This window comes from Chitinophaga hostae (genome assembly GCF_018224885.1).
Lineage (GTDB): Bacteria > Bacteroidota > Bacteroidia > Chitinophagales > Chitinophagaceae > Chitinophaga > Chitinophaga hostae.
Window position 1 is genome coordinate 1 of sequence record NZ_JAGTXB010000004.1, and the last position, 21,312, is coordinate 21,312.

Annotated in this window: 18 protein-coding genes; 14 read left to right on the forward strand and 4 right to left on the reverse strand. The window is 45.4% G+C overall.

Annotation, left to right across the window (positions count from 1 at the left end):
- Positions 1–275 precede the first annotated feature (275 nt).
- Both KE626_RS09720 and KE626_RS09725 read left to right on the forward strand, forming a co-directional pair.
- Positions 276–689: a c-type cytochrome gene (locus KE626_RS09720; protein WP_249207381.1), complete on the forward strand. Its 414-nt coding sequence runs from the start codon at positions 276–278 to the stop codon at positions 687–689.
- 308 nt (positions 690–997) lie between these two features.
- Entirely contained in the window at positions 998–2,242 is a 1,245-nt protein-coding gene (locus tag KE626_RS09725) for a DEAD/DEAH box helicase (protein ID WP_211972694.1), read from the forward strand.
- Positions 2,243–2,467: 225 nt separating this feature from the next.
- On the opposite strand, the gene KE626_RS09730 is transcribed toward KE626_RS09725, so the two are convergent.
- Positions 2,468–3,802 (reverse strand): DUF2252 domain-containing protein, encoded by a 1,335-nt coding sequence (locus tag KE626_RS09730; protein WP_211972695.1) that lies wholly within the window; start codon positions 3,800–3,802, stop codon positions 2,468–2,470.
- Positions 3,803–4,080: 278 nt separating this feature from the next.
- On the opposite strand from KE626_RS09730, the gene KE626_RS09735 reads away from it, so the two are divergent.
- A complete protein-coding gene (locus KE626_RS09735) occupies positions 4,081–5,010 on the forward strand; it encodes a DUF1266 domain-containing protein (RefSeq protein ID WP_211972696.1) in 930 nt (309 codons plus the stop codon).
- On the opposite strand, the gene KE626_RS09740 is transcribed toward KE626_RS09735, so the two are convergent.
- Positions 4,997–5,893 (reverse strand): hypothetical protein, encoded by an 897-nt coding sequence (locus KE626_RS09740; RefSeq protein ID WP_211972697.1) that lies wholly within the window; start codon positions 5,891–5,893, stop codon positions 4,997–4,999. The two genes, KE626_RS09735 and KE626_RS09740, sit on opposite strands and share 14 nt — an antisense overlap.
- A gap of 105 nt (positions 5,894–5,998) precedes the next feature.
- Between KE626_RS09740 and KE626_RS09745 the strand changes: the two genes are divergently transcribed.
- From KE626_RS09745 to KE626_RS09795, 11 genes are all read left to right on the forward strand, one after another.
- On the forward strand, positions 5,999–6,748 hold the full coding sequence (locus KE626_RS09745; RefSeq protein ID WP_211972698.1) for a glycine-rich domain-containing protein: 750 nt from the start codon (positions 5,999–6,001) through the stop codon (positions 6,746–6,748).
- Between the two features lie 16 nt (positions 6,749–6,764).
- Complete coding sequence (locus KE626_RS09750; RefSeq protein WP_211972699.1) at positions 6,765–7,148, forward strand: hypothetical protein; 384 nt, start codon at positions 6,765–6,767, stop codon at positions 7,146–7,148.
- Positions 7,149–7,713: 565 nt separating this feature from the next.
- Positions 7,714–8,877 carry a sensor histidine kinase gene (locus KE626_RS09755; RefSeq protein ID WP_211972700.1) on the forward strand — a complete coding sequence of 388 codons (1,164 nt, stop codon included), beginning with the start codon at positions 7,714–7,716 and terminating at the stop codon, positions 8,875–8,877.
- A 5-nt stretch (positions 8,878–8,882) separates the two neighbouring features.
- Positions 8,883–9,635: a LytR/AlgR family response regulator transcription factor gene (locus KE626_RS09760; protein WP_211972701.1), complete on the forward strand. Its 753-nt coding sequence runs from the start codon at positions 8,883–8,885 to the stop codon at positions 9,633–9,635.
- Positions 9,636–9,764: 129 nt separating this feature from the next.
- Complete coding sequence (locus KE626_RS09765) at positions 9,765–9,947, forward strand: hypothetical protein (protein WP_211972702.1); 183 nt, start codon at positions 9,765–9,767, stop codon at positions 9,945–9,947.
- A 46-nt stretch (positions 9,948–9,993) separates the two neighbouring features.
- Positions 9,994–10,368, forward strand: a complete 375-nt coding sequence (locus KE626_RS09770) for a response regulator (RefSeq protein WP_211972703.1) — start codon at positions 9,994–9,996, stop codon at positions 10,366–10,368.
- Positions 10,369–10,450: 82 nt separating this feature from the next.
- Positions 10,451–13,603, forward strand: coding sequence for a lantibiotic dehydratase (locus tag KE626_RS09775; RefSeq protein ID WP_211972704.1), 3,153 nt, complete (start codon positions 10,451–10,453; stop codon positions 13,601–13,603).
- Positions 13,604–13,700: 97 nt separating this feature from the next.
- Positions 13,701–14,969, forward strand: coding sequence for a PQQ-dependent sugar dehydrogenase (locus tag KE626_RS09780; protein WP_211972705.1), 1,269 nt, complete (start codon positions 13,701–13,703; stop codon positions 14,967–14,969).
- Between the two features lie 9 nt (positions 14,970–14,978).
- Positions 14,979–15,395 (forward strand): c-type cytochrome, encoded by a 417-nt coding sequence (locus KE626_RS09785; protein ID WP_211972706.1) that lies wholly within the window; start codon positions 14,979–14,981, stop codon positions 15,393–15,395.
- Between the two features lie 171 nt (positions 15,396–15,566).
- Positions 15,567–16,127, forward strand: coding sequence for a hypothetical protein (locus KE626_RS09790; protein ID WP_211972707.1), 561 nt, complete (start codon positions 15,567–15,569; stop codon positions 16,125–16,127).
- 136 nt (positions 16,128–16,263) lie between these two features.
- On the forward strand, positions 16,264–17,547 hold the full coding sequence (locus tag KE626_RS09795; RefSeq protein ID WP_346344373.1) for an HAD-IB family phosphatase: 1,284 nt from the start codon (positions 16,264–16,266) through the stop codon (positions 17,545–17,547).
- A gap of 221 nt (positions 17,548–17,768) precedes the next feature.
- On the opposite strand, the gene KE626_RS09800 is transcribed toward KE626_RS09795, so the two are convergent.
- Both KE626_RS09800 and KE626_RS09805 read right to left on the reverse strand, forming a co-directional pair.
- The gene (locus KE626_RS09800) at positions 17,769–18,323 is read right to left on the reverse strand and encodes a carboxymuconolactone decarboxylase family protein (RefSeq protein ID WP_211972709.1); all 555 of its coding nucleotides are present in this window, start codon (positions 18,321–18,323) and stop codon (positions 17,769–17,771) included.
- Positions 18,324–18,596: 273 nt separating this feature from the next.
- Positions 18,597–20,762 (reverse strand): GH92 family glycosyl hydrolase, encoded by a 2,166-nt coding sequence (locus KE626_RS09805; protein ID WP_249207383.1) that lies wholly within the window; start codon positions 20,760–20,762, stop codon positions 18,597–18,599.
- Between the last annotated feature and the right edge of the window lie 550 nt (positions 20,763–21,312).

The following is a 21,312-nucleotide window of genomic DNA, read 5'->3' on the forward strand; positions in this document are numbered from 1 at the left end:
GGGAGACTGTTACGCACGGTTCTAACAGAATCTCGGGCTGAGATGCCCGGGTTTACTTACTGATCACTAACCCTTATAGATAAACGAAGAATGGCAGACACCTGGTCTGCCATTCTTCGTTTATAAAAAGCATTTTTTCTGCGTTTTAACGACCGTTTATGTAAAATGATGCCGGCGGATGCCGGGAAATACAGCCGGGGAGCTACTACCTATTATTCTTTTTTGTAGATTCCCTTTCTGAAGGAAGCATTAAATACTTATTTAAACCCATGGTCATGAAAATCAAAATCAGGAAAAGTTTTGTAGTGGTGGCGGCGCTCTTAACAGCCGGCACGCTATGTTCACTTGCATTACCCCAGGAGCCGGAGAAGGCAAAGAATCTGAAAGTACTGCCTAAGGACATCAGCCACGAAGAGCTGATCACCGTTATGCGGGGATTCAATGCTGCACTAGGCGTAAAATGTAATTTCTGTCATGAGCCACGTAAAGATGATCCAAAGAAAATGGATTTTGCCAGCGATGCAAATCCGCACAAGGGAACAGCCAGGGACATGATGAAAATGACCAAACGTATCAACAAGAAATTCTTCAAGGGTAGCGAGGTAATGGCAGTAAGCTGCTATACCTGTCACCATGGCAACGAAGAGCCAAAAACCAAACCTGATCCGGCGCCGGAAGCAGCGAAATAGCTGAAGGCGTAAAGCTGAAAGCAAAAAGCTATAGTAGCGGATCTTTGTTTTGAATGATGATCCGCTACTATAGCTTTTTGCTTTTAGCTTTCAGCTTTTCGCCCCTCTCATATGTTATTTTTTTAATTTATCAGCTTGCTGATAGAAAATTCAGTATCTTTGCTCCCGTCTGTTGAGTTAAAAGCATAAAGCACAGAAGTATTCATTCTCTCCAGTCCGGAAATCTTTTCTTTACTGCTCTCCTCAATTGTGATAACGCTAAAGATGAAGAAGCGTTATTTTATATTCATTACATCAGATATATCAACATGTTATTTGAGCAATTAGGGCTTATTGAGCCTATTTTAAAAGCAGTTAAATCCGAAGGCTACACTACGCCTACACCCATACAGTTACAGTCTATTCCCATTGTATTGGAAGGTAAAGACCTGCTAGGATGCGCACAGACCGGTACCGGTAAAACGGCCGCGTTTGCTATCCCCATTTTACAGTTATTACATAACAGTGCGCCGGCTAAACCCGGCTTTAAACATATCCGTACACTGATTCTGACACCAACCAGGGAACTGGCGGTTCAGATCGACGAAAGCTTTGCCGCTTACGGCAAGCATACCGGTCTGAAACACGATGTGATCTTTGGAGGGGTACCCCAGCACAGGCAAACCATTGCCCTGCGCAACGGTACCGATATCCTGATCGCTACTCCCGGGCGTTTGCTGGATTTGATGAACCAGGGTTATATTTACCTTAACCACCTGGAAATATTTGTCCTGGATGAGGCGGACCGCATGCTGGACATGGGCTTTATCAATGACATCAAGAAAGTGATCAGGGAGCTGCCGCAACAGCGTCAAACCCTGTTCTTCTCCGCTACCATGCCGCCAAGTATTGCGCAGCTGGCCAATTCCTTACTTTACAAGCCTGAAAAAGTTACCATCACACCGGTATCTACTACCGCTGAAAGGGTGGAACAGTCAGTTTATTTTGTAAAGAAGAAAGATAAGCAGTCGTTGTTGGATCATTTGTTGAAAGACAAGAGCATTGAACGTACCATTGTGTTTACACAAACTAAACACGGCGCCGACAGGATTGCCAAAAATCTGAAGAAGCGCAACATCAATGCCGATGCATTGCACGGTGATAAATCACAGGCCTCCCGTCAGAATACCCTCAATAACTTTAAAAATGGCCGCCTGCGTGTGCTGGTAGCTACAGATATTGCTGCGAGAGGTATAGATGTGGATTCGCTGGAACACGTTATCAACTATGACCTGCCCAACGTTTCTGAAACCTATGTACACCGTATAGGCAGAACCGGTAGAGCGGGTGCCGCAGGTTATGCGCTTTCCTTCTGCGACACGGAAGAAAGGCCATTCCTGCACAGTATTAACAAACTAACCCGCCAGGTCATTCCGTCTGTGCCGCATCCATTTGAAGAGGCAGCGCTGATAGAGGCTAACAACGCCAACCCGGATATGCCAAAGGCAGACCCGAGAAGACCTAAGCCCAAGAACAGAAGGGGGCGGATCGATAAGAGAGATAGAACGTTTTAACCTTGTTTGCAGGGGATTTTTTTCTTGCCCAGGATTAGACTGATTTTGATGATTTTCAGGATTTCTTTTATTTTTATTTTTTTGATTTAAAAAGATTCGGGAAGACTTCAGCGTATGTATTCGCTAAAGTCTTCCCGAATCTTTTTAAATCAAAAAAATAAAAATCATCAAATCATCAAAATCAGTCTAATCCCGGGCAAGAAAAAAATCCTTGATCAGAAAGCGTTATCCGTTCTCCACCTGGAATTTGCCTGCTTTAATAGCTTTCAGAAAACCTTCATAATCCTTTTCTGTTTGATCGGCATAGGCCACCGCGAACTTGCCGATGGCTTCGTCCATGATGTCTGCTTTGCCCAGGTAGCTGCTGATCACATCGCCGGGGCCGGTTTTGACGTGAGCCCGGGCCAGTACTCTTCCGCATAGCCCGGCGTAAGCGGCCAGTACGTCTTTATCAAAATGTTCCACATCGGGTGCTATTTTCCGGTCTCTCAGTTGCCGCAGGTAGTACTGCCTGTTTTCAGGTCCGGTGCTCCAGCCCAGGAAAATGTCGCTGGCTGCCTGCACCAGCCGCTGTCCCTGTACAATACGTTCGCCGTTATGTGTGTACTTGCTTTTGCCGGTATAGGCTTCCAACACGCTGGTGCGGGCTTCCTTTACCTGGAGGAACAAGGGTTCATCTTTTTTATTCATCAACAGCGCCACCAGGCAGCGGGTGCCTACGCTGCCTACGCCTACTACTTTGAGTGCCACATCTGCTACATGGTACCCGCTGAGGAGAAAGCGCCGGTCGTCCTGCAGGGTGTTACTGTAAAAGTTGAGGAACGACTGCACCATATCTTTCTGTTTTACCAGGTCGATGGGGTGATAGATCAGCGGGTGCTGGTCCTGTATTTCAAAATTGCCTATCACGCTCTGGGTGATCTTATAAAGCTCTTTTTGGGGTGTGGTTTTCTCCGCTTTGTCCATGGCGTCTTTCAGCATGGTTTTTATTTTTTCGTTGTGTGCTTTATTGAGGAGGTCCTGTATCTCAAATTTCATGTACCAGAGTTCCAGGGTATTCATCTGTGAATACTCGGCTATGCCGTTTCTATAAGCAACAGCCATATCCACTGCCATTTGCTGGGCATCTGTTTCCCGCATATGATTATTCCTGGCGGCGAGTACAAAGCTGGTGGCCAGCCGCTTGATATCCCATTCCCAGGGCGCGGGTAATGTTTCATCAAAGTCGTTGGCATCGAAAATGAGGTTGCGTTCGGGCGTAGCAAAGCCGCCAAAGTTCATCAGGTGGCAATCGCCCATAGCCTGCACCTGCAGTTGTGTATGTGGTAAAAACGAAAGGTCATGCGCCATGATATCTGCCGTGCCGCGGTAAAAGGCAAACGGAGATACGCTCATGCGGCTCATGCGGATGGGGATCAGGTCTTTTACCCGGTCGTGGTTGGCGGCGCTGATAGTTTGCAGGATAGTGGGGCGTTTCGATGATAATTTAAAGTTTCCCTGTGAGGTACGGGGCACTTTATCCCTGATCTTTTTGCCCGGGTTGTCGGAGGCGGTCGTCATAATAATGTTGTTACTATTCAAACATCAGAAGTGTATCACTTGTTTTTTAATGTTACCTGAAAGATACGTTTTTCGGCGCGGGCGGTAAGATCCCGCCTTTCCTGTTTGGGTGAAGCACTGCCGCAGTGTAAAATACAAATAATAATACCTGTATCTTATTATATATTAATTATATTTGACATGCAGAAGTGGCTGTAAGAAAACTTTTCTGTAACTTTATGCGTATATAACAGAGAGTCAATCAATTTAGCCATTACCCTAAACCTTACCTGATCCTTATGAACCAGCAGCAATATATGGAACAGTACTGGCAGCAGATGCGCGATATGGGATTCACTGAAGAAGCCATTGCGCAATACAGGCAGCAGATGGAGCAGGCCATTGCCCATAACAATGACTGGAGTGCCCAGATGAATATGTTTGCTGAAAATATCAAACAGTTTAACCAGATGTTTTCCGGGGACGATGCGGATGTGAGCGACACCGAAGAGCCGCTTCGTGTTATTTTAAACCCGCATACACAGCTGGATGCTGCGCAGCAATGGGCGGTTGCCTGTGGTGCGGATATTGCTTTTGTGAATCGTCAGTTTCTCAATGATATTACCACCGGTTCAGACAGGTATGATTGCCGCGAGCAGTTATCGGAATGGTGGGATATAGACAGCACAGAAGAATTGCAGGAAATGATTGCCTGGTTACAGGACAGTGGTCATCGCATAGAGTATGATATTATCTGGCAGGCGATTAATACCGTGTCGATGAAGGAAAGCAAGGCTTTTTTGAGAGAGTATATTGCTACCAATGAACTGGAAGAAGCCGTGGTAATGGAGCGTTTGCGGAATACGCGTGATGCGCTGGAGCTTTTCCGGGAAAAGAAACTTATTGATAAAGAGCTGCAGCCGGATATGCTGATCTGGGATTTTGGCCGTATCATTAACCTGAGCCGTGCCGGTTATGATGCAGGATATATTACCTATGAACAGGCGTTGGAGTATATCATGTGGGGAGTACCGCAAATAAAAAGAACCTATACTTCCTGGCGGCATCTTTCCCTTTCCTACCAGTTTGCCCGTTGCGTGTGGAACGGCATAGAAATGGGTAGTTTCGAAACGCTGTATAACAATATGGAACATTTGCTGGTGGCGCCAGACAGCCCCTGGAAAGTACTGGCCTTCAGCAATACGCAGCAGTTTCCTAATGCGCTGTGATCCTGTTCAGCTCACTGTCTTTCAGGTGCAATAAAATATGTTCGGGCAGCAACGGGCTGTCGAAAGCCAGGTCTACAGACGTTTTCTCAAAGTCTTTCGCTTTCGCCACGCGGTGAAATATTTCATAGAGTGCAATAGGTTCTTCGTTAAAGCTCACACAGGTGCTGACAAAGTTCAGTTCATTGATCACGTAACCGGGTCGTTTCATTTTATCTTCCACATCTTTCAGCCGGCCAATGAAATGACGTTGACGGATAAACGTAGTACTGTTCATAATAATAAATATGTAGCTGGCATAAGAAGTTATTTTGCCATAATACATGTGATTGTCTTTCCCGGTACGTTCCACGAGGTATTCATCTCCTGATTTATAAATTTCCAGTGCTGAGCGCCAGATCCGTTCTGTCACTTTTTTCCCTGACTTATACGGCAGGTTACGGTTGTAGCAGTACCAATATCCTACGAGATGATCGAGTAAGGGTTGGTTGGTAGCTGCCAGCGGGATATTGATTTTCAGTTCATGAAATGGAAAAATTTCAGTGGAGTTGTTGATGAAATCAATGTAGCTGCTGAAACCCAGCGTAACCGCCATGATATTAAGTTTGGCGAAATTGGGACTGCTGAGGGCAGCTGAGCCGTTATTATTTTTATCGGCTTTCAGTTTTTTGATGACGAGGTGTTCATAAAAATAATTATCCCCAAACAGCGGCGCCGGTGTTTTTAGTTTTTTATGCCGTTGTTGTTTTTCGATGGCGATATTAAATTCATGCACAATGAAGCTCCATTCTGTTTTTGAAACATCTTCCCAGCTTATCTTTTTAAGGTATTGATGCGCGATGTAATTCATCAGGCGCTCCAGGTTAAGCAATTCTTCCCTACTCATAATAATACGATTATAATACGGATATAAGCCGTTGTAAGATACATACAAGATTCCAGTATTGCGGACTTTTTGCATATTCGTATCAACAAATAAAAAACAACCTATATGATCAAGAACAATCAATTTATTGCATTATCGCCGGGCACGCTGCTGTGGCAGCGCATCGATGATTTCCGGCTGGATGACCCCGATGCGGCGATTCCTTTTTCAAAGAAACTGGCCCGGGAAAACAAATGGGATGCGGCTTTCACCCGGAGGGCCATACATGAGTACAAGCGTTTTATTTACCTGTGTTGTATTTCACCCGGCGGGGCTTCTCCTTCAGACATTGTAGACCGGGTATGGCACCAGCATCTTCTTTACACACAGAATTACTGGGAAGCATTTTGTGAAAACACACTCGGGCAAAAGATCCACCATCATCCTTCGGCGGGCGGACTTTCAGAAAAGCGGAAATACAAAGCATGGCAGGAGGCAACGCGGCAGCAATACCGGCAGTATTTCGGTGAAGATCCACCGGCAGTCATCTGGTCAGATCATTCCACTTCATTTCTTTCTTCTCTGCAAAAGCGACTATCCTGGTTTCGCAAACGTTGGTTAACCATTCTTCTCTTCTTCCTTTCTTTCTTTTTATTTCCTGGTTGCAGCGGTGAGGCGGCACCTGTGTTGGTGGCAGGCATCTTCCTGTTAATCTGGACCCTGGGCTCGGCAGCAGGCGGTAACGACAAACGCAAAAAAACAGACAGCAACGCTTCCGGTGGTGACTGCAGCAGTGGCAGCAGTTGCGGCAGTAGTTGCGGCAGCAGCTGTGGTAGCGGGTGTGGTGGCGGATGCGGCGGATGTGGCGGTTCCTGAATATTAAACGAATACTATGAAAAATAAGCAGCTGGTCCCCATCACCGATGGTAGGGGATATTTATTCATCATCCTGGTTTTTATCTTACCTTTTTTGTACCTGTATATAACTACAGGACAGTGGAATCCTTTTGCGGTGAATGGGCCGCGGTTCCTGCATTTTTACAGTATCTGCTGCGGAGGCAGCGTTGTTGTGATACTGGTATGGCTGTTGTTTAACCGTTCTGCCGGTTTTTACGGTGTCTTCCAAAGGGTGGTGCTGTTAACCTTATTGCTGGGAGTGGCCCGGCTGTGCCAGGGAGTTTACCATGCCAAACCTGTAAGTTACCTGTTGCTTTTGATGATAGTCCAGGTATTACTATGGCCGCTTGGGCGGGTATTATATATTAAAAAGAGATAGACGGATGTCTATCTCTTTAGGAGCTTGGGGGGATTCTCATAGTGTTTACATAGAATAGAATAACATGAGCAGGTAAAGTTGTTTACCTTCAGGAGTATGCTTTTTGGAGTGAACGTAGGATGAAATCTGCTAGGTTTTCTGACCAGATTGGTGTAATATTATAGAATTAGTTTATATCAACCTGTAAAGTGACAATGGTAACAACAATGGATGAAAGTAGAATATCTGCAAGTTGTTGCGCAACTTCATCCTTGTTTTTTAATATTTTGTGCAAAGATCTTTTAGTCACCGTTTCAATCAGGCTTACATGTCAAAAGTCAGCATTATAAAGCATCTTGTTAAACTTATTAGATGAAGTGACTCATAAACGCGATGAAAATGCGGTTGTATCCAACATTGTATACAATAAGGCGTTTCGGAATGGATTCATAATGTGTAAGTTATAGACTAAAAGAGATATTTGTATAATATAAATATTTTATATGATAAAGAAAAATCAGATTGATAAAGTATTTTTATTTTACTTGCTTCCTGCTTAGTGTAAATTTTATATACCACGGATAAGATGCTAGCTTTTTTTAGTAGTAAGGGCAATGGAAAGCCACTGGATATCAGCAGGAAATTGATGGAATGGTTTTCATTCTTTTTGTCTGATAAGTATTACGGAACCAGAGTACGTATATGGGCCCACGTGCTCATGTGGTTTTTGCTGTCGATCCTGTATGGTCTTATGATGAGCTCCAATTTTACGGTATCTGCCAGTGTGAGTATCCTGTTTATGATCAGGAATATCCTGGGGGCTATGTTTTTCTTTTATACGGCTTTTTACTTTATTATTCCGAAAGTGCTGTTGAAGGGGTATTTTTTTCTTGCATTATTATGTTTTTGCGTACCTTTTATATTCTGGTCTGTTATTAATTACCTGTGTTCGCTGTATGCAGTGTTGTTCCTGGAAGTGAAGGACACCGGTTTGCGGGAGTTCCTGAAACGTGTGGTAGATGCCGGTTGGCAGGATACTTTTGCCCTTAACCACATGCTGAAGATCTTTTTGCCGGTGGTAATGATCATAGCGCCGCCTGTGTCTTTGAAACTGATATTGGATATCATCCGGGCTTCGACCCGTACATTGCGGCTGGAGCGGGATAATCTGAACCTGGAAGTAAGCTTCCTCCGCTCGCAGTTGAATCCGCATTTTCTGTTCAATACCCTCAATAACATTTATTCCCTCTCGATCAGGAACGATGCGCTGGCCTCCGATCTGATCATGCATTTGTCGGAGATGATGCGGTATACGCTTTATGATTCTAATACGGACAAGGTGCCGCTGGACATGGAGGCAGAATTTTTGAAGAACTACGTGGAACTGGAAAGTGTGCGGTATGGGAAAAATGCGAGTATCAGCTTTGAATGTGATACCGACCAGATGGGGGCATTGCAGATAGCGCCGCTGCTGATGTTTCCTTTTGTGGAAAATGCTTTTAAATATTCACATAGTACTACGTCAGACCACTGTTGGATACATGCCTCGATGGAAGTAGCGGATCAGCAACTCAGGTTTGAAATTTCCAATAGTAAAGGGGTACTGCCGGAGGGGAAAAAAGTGCAGGGAGGGATCGGGCTTAGCAATACGCGTAAACGACTTATTCTGTTATATCCTGAGCAACATACCCTGTTTATTGAAAATAATCCCGAATATTACAAAGTTGTCTTGACACTAACGTTGAACTAAAAAATATGGATCAAGTAATTACCTGCCTTGTAGTGGATGATGAGCCATTTGCGAGAGATTTGATGGAAAATTACATTGGACGGGTGCCTTATCTGCAACCTGTAGCTTTTTGCGAAAATGCCTTTGATGCAATTAATGAACTGCAACGACAGCCCGTTGACCTGCTGTTTTCTGATATCCAGATGCCCAACATCAATGGGATAGAAATGATACGCTCATTGAGCAATCCACCTTTTGTTATTTTTACGACTGCTTCAAAAGAGCATGCCATTGCGGGTTTTGAGCTGGATGCGGTAGATTATCTGGTAAAACCCATTTCGTTTGAACGGTTTCTGAAAGCGGTTAATAAAGCCAGGAACCATATCGGTCAGCGGTGGCAGCAGGCGCCTCCCGCAGAAACGGTGAAACCCAAAGCCAATCCTGCCAATCATCTTTTTGTAAAAGATAATAATAAGTTAACCAAGATTCTTTTTGATGATATCTACTACGTGGAAGGAATGAAGGATTACATCAAAATTGTATGTAAGGAGAAAAATATCATTACCTACATGCGTATGAAAGTGATGGAAGATGTGTTGCCGCCCGATCAGTTTATGCGGATTCACAAATCCTATATTATCCGGCTGCAGGCAATAAAATCTATCATGGGAAATACCGTAGAAGTGATCAACGGGCAAACCGTGATTATCTCCAAAGCCTCCCGGCAGGACCTCAAGCGGTTACTTGGCATTGCTAACTATAATGACGACGATGAGTAAGCAGCTCACTTTAGAATAGTGGCTATTGGTCGAAAAAAAGTGCATTTACGTCTAATAAACTATGCTGTTTAGTAGTAATGGGCGAGCTTAGATAATTGATACAATTGTCAACTACCTAAATATTTCGTTATGTTGGAGAACAAATCTTTGAACCGTCGCCCAGTTTTAGCCTTAGAGAAAGAAATTATTTCAAAAGCAGATATCAACACGATCGAAAATATGAGTGGGGCGCATGCAGGTAAGGGTATGCTGGATTCCAGTGTGCCTACAATTCCCACAACATGGGCTAACGTAGCAATTGCAGAAGCTTAAAATGAAGGCAGCTTACTATTCCTCATTGTTTAACCCCTTGGTGAAAATGCAATACAGATGTGCCATAGTAGATGACGAGCCTCTGGCATTAGACATCCTGGAAAGCTATATCCAACGAACTTCCTATCTGAAACTCGTAAAAAAGGCGTCAGAGCTGAAAACCATAGAAAACCTGATCGCTGAAAGAAAAGTAGACGTTGTTTTCCTTGATGTGAATTTAAGAGGCAATACAAGAGATATTATAGCGCAGTTCCTGCAGAAGGACTGCGTTTTTATTCTTGTTACTGCTTATTCCAGCCGCGAGGTGGAAAACCTTTGCTGGAAAGAAAAGCAGGGATATCTTGGAAAACCCGCGAGCTACAAGAAGTTTGTAGACGAAATGGAAAGAGTTATCCCCGGTGCTAAAATAGCTATAACCTGACATCACAAAACATTTTATCTTTATTTAAGCATACTGGACGGGAGCAACCGATCACCCGCCAAATTAAGTGTGTTTATGTGATATGTCCGAGTTAAAAAGCTGCGGCTTCTACCTGCTTAGAATGCCGCTATTGTCATGTGAAGAAGTCTTACAGCTCCATCGTACCATATACCATGATCCATCGCATTTTATACCTGCGATCCGGGAGGCTTATGCCCGTCCGCTGCTACAGGAGGCCGTTTTCCTTGCCAGCCCGGCGCTTTACATTGAAATGATAAAATGGCTGGATCAACCCGGCACGGGGCTTAAATTGCCGCTTGCCCTGTACCGTTACCTGTTGAGAATGAGCACCCGCTGCACGCCCTACGGGTTGTTTGCGGGTTGTATTACCGGTCTTATTCAGCCCGGCGGCTCCCAACTGGAGGCGCCGCCGCCCCACAGCCGCCATAAAGCAGTCCGGCTGGATATGGCTTACCTGTCGGAGCTGATAAGCGAACTGGTGCAACGGCCGGAACTCCGCGGGCAGCTGCGCTTTTACCCCAACAGTAGCCTGTACAACAGCGGCTTGTCATACCGCTATTTTGAATACCAGCTGCGCGACAAGAAGAGACATTACTTTCTGAGCAGCTTTACGCAAAATGATTATATCAGGGCATTATTAACCGCTGCCACTCCGGGCGCAGATATTGCCCAACTAGTGACCGAGCTGGGCAAGCTGGATGTTGCCGCCAATGAGGCACAGGCCTTTATAGAAACACTCATTGCCAACCAGATCCTGGTGCCAGGGATGGCTCCGGAAATCAGCAGCCAGGATAGCCTGTCGGCCCTGATCAGGGAGCTGGAAGCATGTCAGCCGGCGCCTGCCTGCCTGCAGGTTTTACAACAAATCCGGCAACTGCTGCAGCTGCAAACGGATGGGGTACAACGCTACCTGGATATCAAAGCATTGCTGACCGAACATTTCCCGGGTATCGCGACCAAAGACCCTGTACAGGTGGATCTTTTTTTCCAACCCGCTACAGCGAACCTGTCGCAGCAGGTGATCAGCGGATTGTTAGAACGACTGCAGCGCCTGGCTATACTGGGTACACAGGGCGAACCAGCCGATCTGAAAGCTTTTAAACAGCAGTTCCTGCAGCAATACGATCAGCGGGAAATACCCCTGATGATGGCCCTGGACAGTGAATCCGGCATCGGCTATGGCATCGTATCCGGCGACCATTCAAGTTATACGCCCCTGATCGACGACCTGGTAATGCCTGTTGGCAGAAAAAAGGAAACGATTAACTGGAACGCTCAAACGAAATTTGTATGGCAACAATTCCTGCTGGCACAGCAAAGCGGGGCTGTCCTTATTGAAATTACAGACGATCAGCTGGATGGGCTGACAGCAGAAACGGACGCGCCGGTGCTGCCACCCTTTCTTTCGCTGTTGGGCTCCTTCCTCGCTAAAGATACCGCTGCACTCGACAACGGTGACTTCCGTTTCCTCCTGAAAGCCTTTAATGGCCCCAATGTACTGGCCCTGTTGGGAAGGTTTGCAGCCGGAAACGAGGCGCTTGAACAGCAGCTGAGGGAGTTTGCCCGGATGGAGCAGTCAATGGAAAAAGACAGCATTATCGCAGAAGTAGTGCATCTCCCGGAAGGACGCACCGGTAACGTACTACTACGGCCACAGCTATACGATTATGAAATCCCCTTTCTGGGTAAGAGCAGTGTTCCCGGTGATTTTCAAATACTTGTCAGCGATCTGTACGTTTCTGTCCGCAACGACAGGATTGTATTGCGCTCCGCAAAGCTGAATAAAGAAGTAGTTCCCCGGCTCAGCAGCGCACATAACTTCAACAGGGGCCTGTCGGCTTATAAATTTTTATGTGATCTCCAACAACAACAGTCTTTATCTGTTCACTGGAACTGGGGGCATCTCACTGCAGAACCCTTTCTGCCTCGGGTGGTATACCGGGAAATCATCCTGCAAAGGGCTCGGTGGTTTATTACACGGCAGGTCTATGAAAGCATGCTGGTGAATCATGCGCCGGAGGCGGTAGTACTACTGCTGAAAGAGAAATATCGTATTCCTGCCCGGGTATTATTATCTGAAGGAGACAATGAACTGCTGATAGATTTTACCAGCGTATATGCCTGCACGTTACTGGCGGATAAACTGAAAAAAGGAGATGTGGTATTGTATGAACAGCTGTTTAATGAACATACCCGTTTGCTGGCCAATGAAACCGGCTTTTTTTGCAATGAAGTAGTGATACCGGTTTGCAATACCTCATATCGTAAGAGAGCGGAAACAACAGGTCAAAAATCCGGATTGACCGGAGAGGGCAACGGGCTGGCCGCAATCACCGGTACCCCGCTGCGGCGGAGTTTCCCGCCCGGCAGTGAGTGGTTGTATGTGAAAATTTACTGCGGACCAAAATGGATCGACAAACTGTTGCTAAAGGAAATACAACCCCTGGTGCATTACCTGCAGGACCAGCAGCTGGTGGACCGTTGGTTTTTTATCCGCTTTCATGATCCGGATCATCATCTCCGCATCCGCCTTCACCTGCCCCGTTACCAGAACGATACCGGCGCTGTGATCCGGTTGATCAACAAGGCCATTGCGCCTTACCTGGAAAATGATATCGTACAGAAAATACAATTAGATACCTATGTAAGGGAGTTGGAGCGGTATGGCGCCGCTACCATGGAACTAAGCGAATCCTTTTTTTTCCACGACAGTGTAGCGGTGATTGGGCTGCTGGGCGCCATATCCGGCGCAGAAACAACGGAGCGCTGGTTGCTGGCTATGAAGGGTGCGGACGGGTTACTGGAGGACTTCGGGTGTACCCCGGAGATGAAATTGCAATTGCTGCAGCAATTGCAACAGCAGTTTTTTTCAGAGCACGGGGGAGATGCCGCGCTGCTGTTCCAGTTAAATAACAAATACCGGAAGCATACCGCTTTGATTGCCGCTACCATGCGCGATAACCTGGATGAATACACGTTTCCGACCGCGGTAAAGGAAGTGTTTGCAGTGAAGGGGGCCGCCAACCGGCGCCTTTTTGCGCAGCTGGCAATGGTGCGCCCTTCCGCAGCAGCGGAACTGCTGCCGCATTACCTGCATATGTTCCTGAACAGGATGTTTACGGCCAATGCCCGCCTGCAGGAACTGGTGGTTTATCATTACCTGATGAAATATTATGCCTCACAGGTGGCGAGGACAGCCGGCCGGCCCAACTGATACCATTCATCGGATTATTTACGGATTAAATAAAAACCTTATTATTTTTACATGAAAGGTTCGGAAATAGCCTCTAAACCATTGAAAATATATAAGCATGAAAACAAAGGTAGTTTTACTGGGATGCCTGATGACACTGGTGTGTGCAGGCAGTTTCGCCAAAAATGGAGACAGCACTGCACTGCACCGCCCTGTACCGATTGTTCCGGCTGATGCTGGCCTGAAGTTGCCTGCCGGCTTTAAAGTGCAAACAGTGGCAGAAAATCTGGGTGCTGCCCGTCATATTGCAGTTACACCACTGGGTGATATTTATGTAAAAATCCAGTCACCCAAACCTGGTAAAGCCATTGCCGTAATACATGGGGGCAATGTAAAAACTTTTGGCACTTATCGTGGCACCGGTATCGTCATAAAGGGGAACTACCTCTATGCTTCTTCTGACGAAGAAGTATATCGCTATAAGCTGAATGATAAATATGAAATCATCAATCCGGAGCAACCGGAAAAAATAGTTACCGGTTTAATTAACCGGCATCAGCATGAATCGAAGTCGTTAGCGCTGGATAACGCCGGCAACATTTATGTAAACATAGGCGCCTATTCCAATTCCTGCCAAACGCAGGACAGGGCAAAAGGTTCCAAAGGCATACAAGGCTGTCCTATACGTGATTCCGCCGCCGGTATCTGGCAATTCAAGGCAGATAAACTGAACCAGAGTTATGGCAACGGCGTTCGCTATGCCAGCGGTTTGCGCAATGTAGTAGGGCTTGACTGGAATAATTCCCTGCAGCAATTATTTGTGATGCAGCATGGCCGCGACGGTTTGTATGATATGTTCCCCGAATATTACACCCTGAAAGACGGAAATGAATTACCAGCCGAGTGTATGTATGCCCTGAAGAAGGGAGACGATGCAGGATGGCCTTACATTTACTATGACGGTATTCAGCATAAGAAAATGCTGTCGCCTGAATATGGCGGTGATGGGAAGAAAACGGGTGGCGACAACGCCATAAACCCAGTAGTAGCCTTCCCTGCTCACATGGCGCCCAATGGTTTGTTGTTCTATACCGGCAACCAGTTCCCGGCAAAGTATAAAAATGGCGCATTTATAGCGTTCCATGGTTCATGGAACAGGCAGAAAGGACAGAAAGGTTATTTCGTTGCATTTGTTCCGTTTAAAGATGGGAAGCCTGATGGCAATTGGGAAATATTTGCAGATAATTTTGCAGGCGTTGGGAATATACAATCACCCGGCCAGGCACAGCACCGTCCATGCGGACTGGCGCAAGGCCCCGATGGCGCTTTGTATGTAACCGACGATGTAAAAGGAACGGTATATAAAATCACCTATACCGGTAAATAACAAACGAATATGAAGAAATTAATAATGACCGGTGTTGCACTCAGTGCAACACTTTCTTTTTTAGCTGCACAAACACCGAAGAAAACCGGTGGTAACCAATCGGCCAGTCGCGGTAAGAAAGTGTATGAACAATATTGTCTGACCTGTCACCAGGTAGATGGGAGCGGCGTACCACACCTGAATCCACCACTTATTAAAACTACTTTTGTACTGGGAGATAAAACCAAACTGGTACAGGTTATTTTAAAAGGCATGCAATCGTCCGAACCCATAGACGATGAATATTACTCCAACAATATGCCACCTCATAATTTTCTGAAAGACCAGGAAATAGCGGATGTACTAACGTATGTGCGAAACCATTTTGGTAATAAGGCCGCTGCAGTAACTGCATCAGAAGTAAAGGCGGTAAGAGCGAAAAACTGATCTGGCTTTTAGCTGTTAGCTTTTAGGCAAATGCAGCGAATGGGAACAATATTTCCGCTGCATTTGCCTAAAAGCTAAAAGCTAACAGCTAAAAGCTGGTTCGCAATTGGCCTCGTTTTTGTTATTTCCCGCGTTGTAACCCAATAATAAAATAAAAAATCTAACCGTAAAATGAAGAAGGCTTTACATTTCGTATCATTTTTGATGATCGCCACCCTGTTGTTTTCCTGCAGTAAAAAAGATGATGGCGGGGCGCCTGGCAATAATAATGGCGATGCCACCTGGAAGTTTGGCGCTTATACTTATTCAAAAGGAACGTCTGCACAGGATTCCCAAAACAGTGATGGTAAAACCATTACATCCGTTGTTGTGAGTACAACAGGCGATGGCGGTGGTTACGGCGCTTATTCCGGCAGTGCGCTGACGATGACTTTCTACAGTAACCTGGGAGAAGGCCAATATACCATTGCGCCTACTGAAGTGGTGGTGGCTAATCCGGGCACCCGTTTTATTAACATAGACTGTACCATTGGCACTGCGGTCAATACAGGATCGTTGCTTTATACAGCGGCAGGTAATACAGGGGTAACCGCTAATGTTACCAAAGACGATAAAGGTAAGTTTCATATCACGGTATCAAACGCAGTAACGCTGAAAAAGAAGGTAGCTGTTGGCGGTGGTATTACCGGTGCACAGGATACTTATCAGCTTACGGCCAACAATGTTTTTTAGGTAATTGCTGTTTCTGCAGATCGTAAAAAAAAGGCTTCCGGATTCCCGGAAGCCTTTTTTGTCTGAAAAATGCCATTTTAACTTCTATTTTTGTGCTCCAATTAGCGCAACAGCAGGCTTTTTTAAAAAAGAATCCGTGAGTAAAAAGTATTATATAATTGATTTCGACAGCACCTTTACACAGGTGGAAGCATTGGATGAACTGGCACGTATTTCCCTGCAGGGCCATCCGGACAGGGAACTGATCTACAAAAAAATAGAAGATTTAACGAACCTGGCAATGGATGGGAAATTGTCGTTCCGGGAAAGCCTGGCCGCCAGGGTAAAACTACTGGAAGCCAACAAGGACCATCTGAAGCAGCTGGTAAAACACTTAAAAAAGCAGGTATCTACCTCTTTTTCCAGGAACCGGGATTTTTTTAAACATCATGCAGATGACGTATTGATAGTATCCGGCGGATTTAAAGAATTTATAACCCCGGTGGTATTGCCTTTTCATATTAAAAAGGAAAACATTTACGCCAATACCTTTGTGTTTAACGATGAACGGAAAATAGTTGGTTATGATGAAAATAACCCGCTTTCCAATGAAGGCGGCAAAGTAAAATTATTGAAGGAGCTGCAGTTGCAGGGCGAAATACATGGCATCGGTGATGGGTATTCCGATTTCCAGCTCAAGGAATCCGGGATGATCAAGAAGTTTTACGCGTTTACAGAAAATATAGAACGTAAGTCGGTGACTGAAAAGGCGGATCACATCACGCCCAGCCTGGACGAATTTTTATATGTGAACAACCTGCCTTCTGCCATTTCCTATCCAAAGAATCGTATTCAATGCCTGGTAGTGGGTGATGTACCGGAAGCAGCAGTAAAGTACCTGAAGAAAGACGGTTTTTCGGTGAAACACGTTACCGCCCTGGAAGACAAACAGCTGAAAGATGCAGGGATTATTTTACTGGGGAATAAGGAGTCTCTTTCGGTGGAAAAGCTGAACAGGGCTGTAAAGCTGAAAGTGATCGGTTATTTTGGCAATGGTAAAAAACATATTCCGCAGGATACCTGTACGGATCGTGGGATTGTAATTTTTGACAATATCAAAAAGCCAGAGTCTGTAGCCAAAAGAATCGCGAAATTTATTAATACCGGGGATGCTTTCAAAAGCAGCAATTTTCCCAATATACCGTTACCCAAAGTAAAGAATGGTCATCGCCTGATTCACATTCACCGCAATGTACCGGGCATTATGGCCAGCGTGAACCAGGTGCTGGCCGACACGCAGCTTAACATTGTATCACAGTTCCTGATGACGAATGAGCGCATTGGCTATGTGATTACAGATATCAGCGCTGCGTATGATAAAAAGATATTGAAGGAATTGAAGCAGATTAAGGATACGATTAGCTTCCGAGTAGTTTACTGAGAAAGCTTTTAGCAAAAATGCAGCGGGTATTGTCTTGCCCAGGATTAGACTGATTTTGATGATTTGTATGATTATATTTTTACAGGATTAAAAAGATTGGCGAAGATAGAAGCGGATGCTTGCTTTAATCTTCGCTAATCTTTTTAATCATCAAAGAAAAAATCCTAAAATCATCAAAATCAGTCTAATCCTGGGCAAGACAATACCCGCTGCATTTTTGGCTAAAGGCTAACCGCTTGAACCTTGCACAGCCTGTCTGAATGGATATTGAGCCCGATATTGGTTAAGTTGTAAAGGTGCTCGCTGCCCACCAGCCATACGATTTCACAGATTTCCCGTTCGGAAAAATGTGCCAGCAACCGGGCGAAGGTATCGGGGTCTACTTTTTTCTCTTTTGTAAGATCAGTGACATAGTCCAGTGCTGCCCGCTCCGCTTCGGAAAACAGCGGGTTGGTGTTATAATGTTCGAGGGCATCGAATTTAGCCTCATTCATAGATTCTTTAATAACGCTCCAGCGTGCGGCATCCATACAAAAAAGGCAGATATTGATGCGGGCCACCTGTTCCCTGATGAGCATCACCATTTCCCGCGGCAATACCAGTTTTTTATCCAGCCCTGAAACCTTGCCATAGAACATGCCGAAGGCAGCAGGGAGGCGTACGGAATGTACTTTGAGTGGCATCAGCACTTTCCCGAATTGTTTACGGGTAAAGAAATAGGCCAGTTTCATCATCAGCCCTTTGGGCTTTTCAATGGGAGATAAGAAGGTATCCATGTGATATTGTTTTTTGTTTTATACCTGAATAAGGACTGAGCAGAAAGAAATTGGACAAGAAGGGAAAATTATTTTAAAATTGCCATGTGCGGCGTGGGCTATAAAGGGAAAAACCGCTGCCAGAGCGGTTTTCCGGGATGGGGTTTCATTCAGGATTTTCGGTATTGAATGATTTGTTCCTCTGTTTGTGTGGCGGTTCCGTCGGCACCCATCAGGGTGGCGTAAGTAAAACAGGTCCGGGGGCCATATCCGGCAACCGGTGTCCGCTGATTATTATTTTGTAACTATCTCAATATTGCCCCCATTTTTAAACAGTTCATGTGGCACAAAGTAGCCCTGGTTTTTGCTGCCATTTACGTTTATGGCCGTCAGGCTCCTGCTGTTTCCCTGTTTGGTGATGGTAAGCCATTTACCGTTGGCCGTCTTCCATTTTACCTCATCAAAAAGGGGAACAGTTACCAGGTATTCCGGATCTGTGGCAGAAAATGTATACAGGCCTGCTGCGCTGAATACATACCAGGCGGACATTTCACCCGCATCGTCCATTCCGCAGAGGGCAATGCCGTTATCGCCGATACCGTAGAGATTATTTAAGATATAATCGATTATCTTTTGTGATTTCTCCGGTTTGTCTGCAAAATAATAGGCAAACGGAGCTTCGTGATCCGGCTGGTTGCCATGGCAGTACTGACCAATCATCGTTTCCACATTCCTGGCGATATAGGAGGGGTTCCAGGGTAGGGTGAAGAGAGAGTCGAGTTTTGACTCAAACGCTTTTTTTCCGCCGTACAGCGCTACCAGACCTTTCATATCGTGTGGTGCAAAGAAAGATACCTGCCAGGCATTTGCCTCGCGGTACATGTATTCATAGTAAGGGTATTGCGGATTAAAAGGAGTGATCCAACCGCCATTTTCCAGGCGGCCTCTCATAAACCTGGTGGCGGGATCAAACATGTTTTTGTAGTTTTTTGAACGGGCCATCAGTATCCTGTAGTTGGTGGTATCTCCCAGCTTTTTCGCTATCTGCGCAAGGGAATAATCATCGTAGGAATATTCCAGTGTTTTGGATACGCCGGCTTTTGCCTTGGTTTCTACATGCGGGTTGGGTACATCGGGATCGGATATATACCCTTTCTCTATGTACTCTTTGATATAAGGGCGGGCGCCTTTTTCCACATTGGCATTTCTCAGTAACAGCTGGTAAGTGCCTTTGATATCAAAGTTGTCAATCCCTCTCAGGAAAGCGCCTGCAATGGAGGATGCACCGTGATCGCCATGGAAAAAGGTGGGAATGAATCCTGTTTTATCTCCTACATCTTTCATCGATTTAATAACATCCAGTGTTATCTGTGGTGAAATTAACCCCAGTAATACATCTTTGTTACGATAAGTATCCCAGAGCGAGGGTTCGGTATAATAGTTAAAATCTGCTTTGACTGCCTGTTTTTTGGCATCCGTGAATGCGCCATTTACGTCGCTGCGTAATGCGGGCCAGAGAAAGGACCGGTACAGGCAGGAATAGAACATTTGTTTTTGTTTTTCGGTTCCGCCTTTTACCTGTATGGACGAGAGCAGTGTTTCCCATTTGTTGTTGGCTTCGTTGCGGATATGGGCAAATGATTGATCGCCGATTTCCTGTTCCAGGTTTTGTTGGGCGTTTGCAGTACTTACAAAGGACAGTCCTATTTTAACTTCAACAGGTATGTTGCCACTGTTGGCAATATGCACAATGGCGAAGCCGGAGGGTTGGCCTTCGGCCGTGATAGCTAGTTTCTCAACAGGGGTATTGAGTTTGGCATAGAAGTAAATTCTTTCCCCTGTTTGCTGATAGCCCTGCAGCGCATCGTTGCCCACCTGCTCAATATGCCAGTTGGATACATGGTTATTGGCTTTGGCCAGGTCAAAAAGTATTTGCCGGTCGTTGTTGTTTTTATACTCATACCGGTGATAACCGCATCTCAGTGTGGAGGTGAGACTAACATTTACCTGGTAGTCGTTTAAGTACACCTGGTAGAATCCCGGGGAGGAACTTTCGTTTTTATGCGAGAACCTTGAACCAAAATGTTCGCCTGGGTTGGAAAGCGGCAACAGCGGAATATTACAAAGGTTCCAGTGTCCTTTGTTGGTGTGGGTAAATCCGTAAATGACAGAGTCTTCGTATTCATATCCTGCGCCGGATCCATATTCGGTGATGGGGCTTAGTTGTACCATTGCATTGGGCAGGGAACTGCCGGGAAAGGTAAGTCCGGCCCAGGATCTCCAGCCTTTTGGCAGTTCGTAACCGAGAATTTTAGGATCGGTTAACGGTGCAGTGCCTATAAATGTGTTGACATACCTGGTATAGGCAGCCGGCGACTGGCTGAAGCCAGAAACTGCTGTCAGCAGCGTTAATACCAAAACGGAAAGGCTTTTAATCTGGTTGTTCATCGGTTGTTGCATGTTTTGTTCGCGGAATTTTATACCTGGTTATGGCGACAAGATGCAAAAGAAAATCGATTTTTCACAGGAGGAAAGAGGGGAAATGGGACGAGCGGTAAATATGGCTTTTCTGATGCTGTATTCGCCTAACCTGATTGCGATTTCACCTGCGGGAGCTTTTTTTGTGCCATTGCAAAAAATAATTGCTCATTTCTTTTGGCGGGTATGAAAAAAATATATATTTGCTGTAGGATAGTATAGTATAGGATAGTGCTCAAGCTTCATACAATACCAATATCAACCACGTGATCATCGCCAATAATATTCCATGTGATAGAAAAAATAGGATAGTCGATTTCAGGGTATAGAAAAATAGTTAGTCAGTCACCTTAGCATAGTCCGTTCCTGTTTAAAAAATCAATCAATTACAATAGCATAGCCGGTTTCGTAAAACAGTTGGAACCGCTGATGTAAACGTTATGAAATAAAACTATTTCTCTCTTTTTAAGTATGCCACGAATACTTATGATGGCCGTTTATCCTGCGGGATATCCGGTAAGCATTGCTATGG

Excerpts from the sequence above, each read along its gene's own strand:
- KE626_RS09805 (WP_249207383.1), bottom strand. The coding sequence starts at position 20,762 with ATGCAACAACCGATGAACAACCAGATTAAAAGCCTTTCCGTTTTGGTA.
- KE626_RS09775 (WP_211972704.1), top strand. The coding sequence starts at position 10,451 with ATGTCCGAGTTAAAAAGCTGCGGCTTCTACCTGCTTAGAATGCCGCTA.
- KE626_RS09725 (WP_211972694.1), top strand. The coding sequence starts at position 998 with ATGTTATTTGAGCAATTAGGGCTTATTGAGCCTATTTTAAAAGCAGTT.
- KE626_RS09730 (WP_211972695.1), bottom strand. The coding sequence starts at position 3,802 with ATGACGACCGCCTCCGACAACCCGGGCAAAAAGATCAGGGATAAAGTG.
- KE626_RS09750 (WP_211972699.1), top strand. The coding sequence starts at position 6,765 with ATGAAAAATAAGCAGCTGGTCCCCATCACCGATGGTAGGGGATATTTA.
- KE626_RS09745 (WP_211972698.1), top strand. The coding sequence starts at position 5,999 with ATGATCAAGAACAATCAATTTATTGCATTATCGCCGGGCACGCTGCTG.
- KE626_RS09780 (WP_211972705.1), top strand. The coding sequence starts at position 13,701 with ATGAAAACAAAGGTAGTTTTACTGGGATGCCTGATGACACTGGTGTGT.
- KE626_RS09800 (WP_211972709.1), bottom strand. The coding sequence starts at position 18,323 with ATGGATACCTTCTTATCTCCCATTGAAAAGCCCAAAGGGCTGATGATG.
- KE626_RS09740 (WP_211972697.1), bottom strand. The coding sequence starts at position 5,893 with ATGAGTAGGGAAGAATTGCTTAACCTGGAGCGCCTGATGAATTACATC.
- KE626_RS09760 (WP_211972701.1), top strand. The coding sequence starts at position 8,883 with ATGGATCAAGTAATTACCTGCCTTGTAGTGGATGATGAGCCATTTGCG.
- KE626_RS09735 (WP_211972696.1), top strand. The coding sequence starts at position 4,081 with ATGAACCAGCAGCAATATATGGAACAGTACTGGCAGCAGATGCGCGAT.
- KE626_RS09790 (WP_211972707.1), top strand. The coding sequence starts at position 15,567 with ATGAAGAAGGCTTTACATTTCGTATCATTTTTGATGATCGCCACCCTG.
- KE626_RS09785 (WP_211972706.1), top strand. The coding sequence starts at position 14,979 with ATGAAGAAATTAATAATGACCGGTGTTGCACTCAGTGCAACACTTTCT.
- KE626_RS09770 (WP_211972703.1), top strand. The coding sequence starts at position 9,994 with ATGCAATACAGATGTGCCATAGTAGATGACGAGCCTCTGGCATTAGAC.
- KE626_RS09765 (WP_211972702.1), top strand. The coding sequence starts at position 9,765 with ATGTTGGAGAACAAATCTTTGAACCGTCGCCCAGTTTTAGCCTTAGAG.
- KE626_RS09720 (WP_249207381.1), top strand. The coding sequence starts at position 276 with ATGAAAATCAAAATCAGGAAAAGTTTTGTAGTGGTGGCGGCGCTCTTA.
- KE626_RS09755 (WP_211972700.1), top strand. The coding sequence starts at position 7,714 with ATGCTAGCTTTTTTTAGTAGTAAGGGCAATGGAAAGCCACTGGATATC.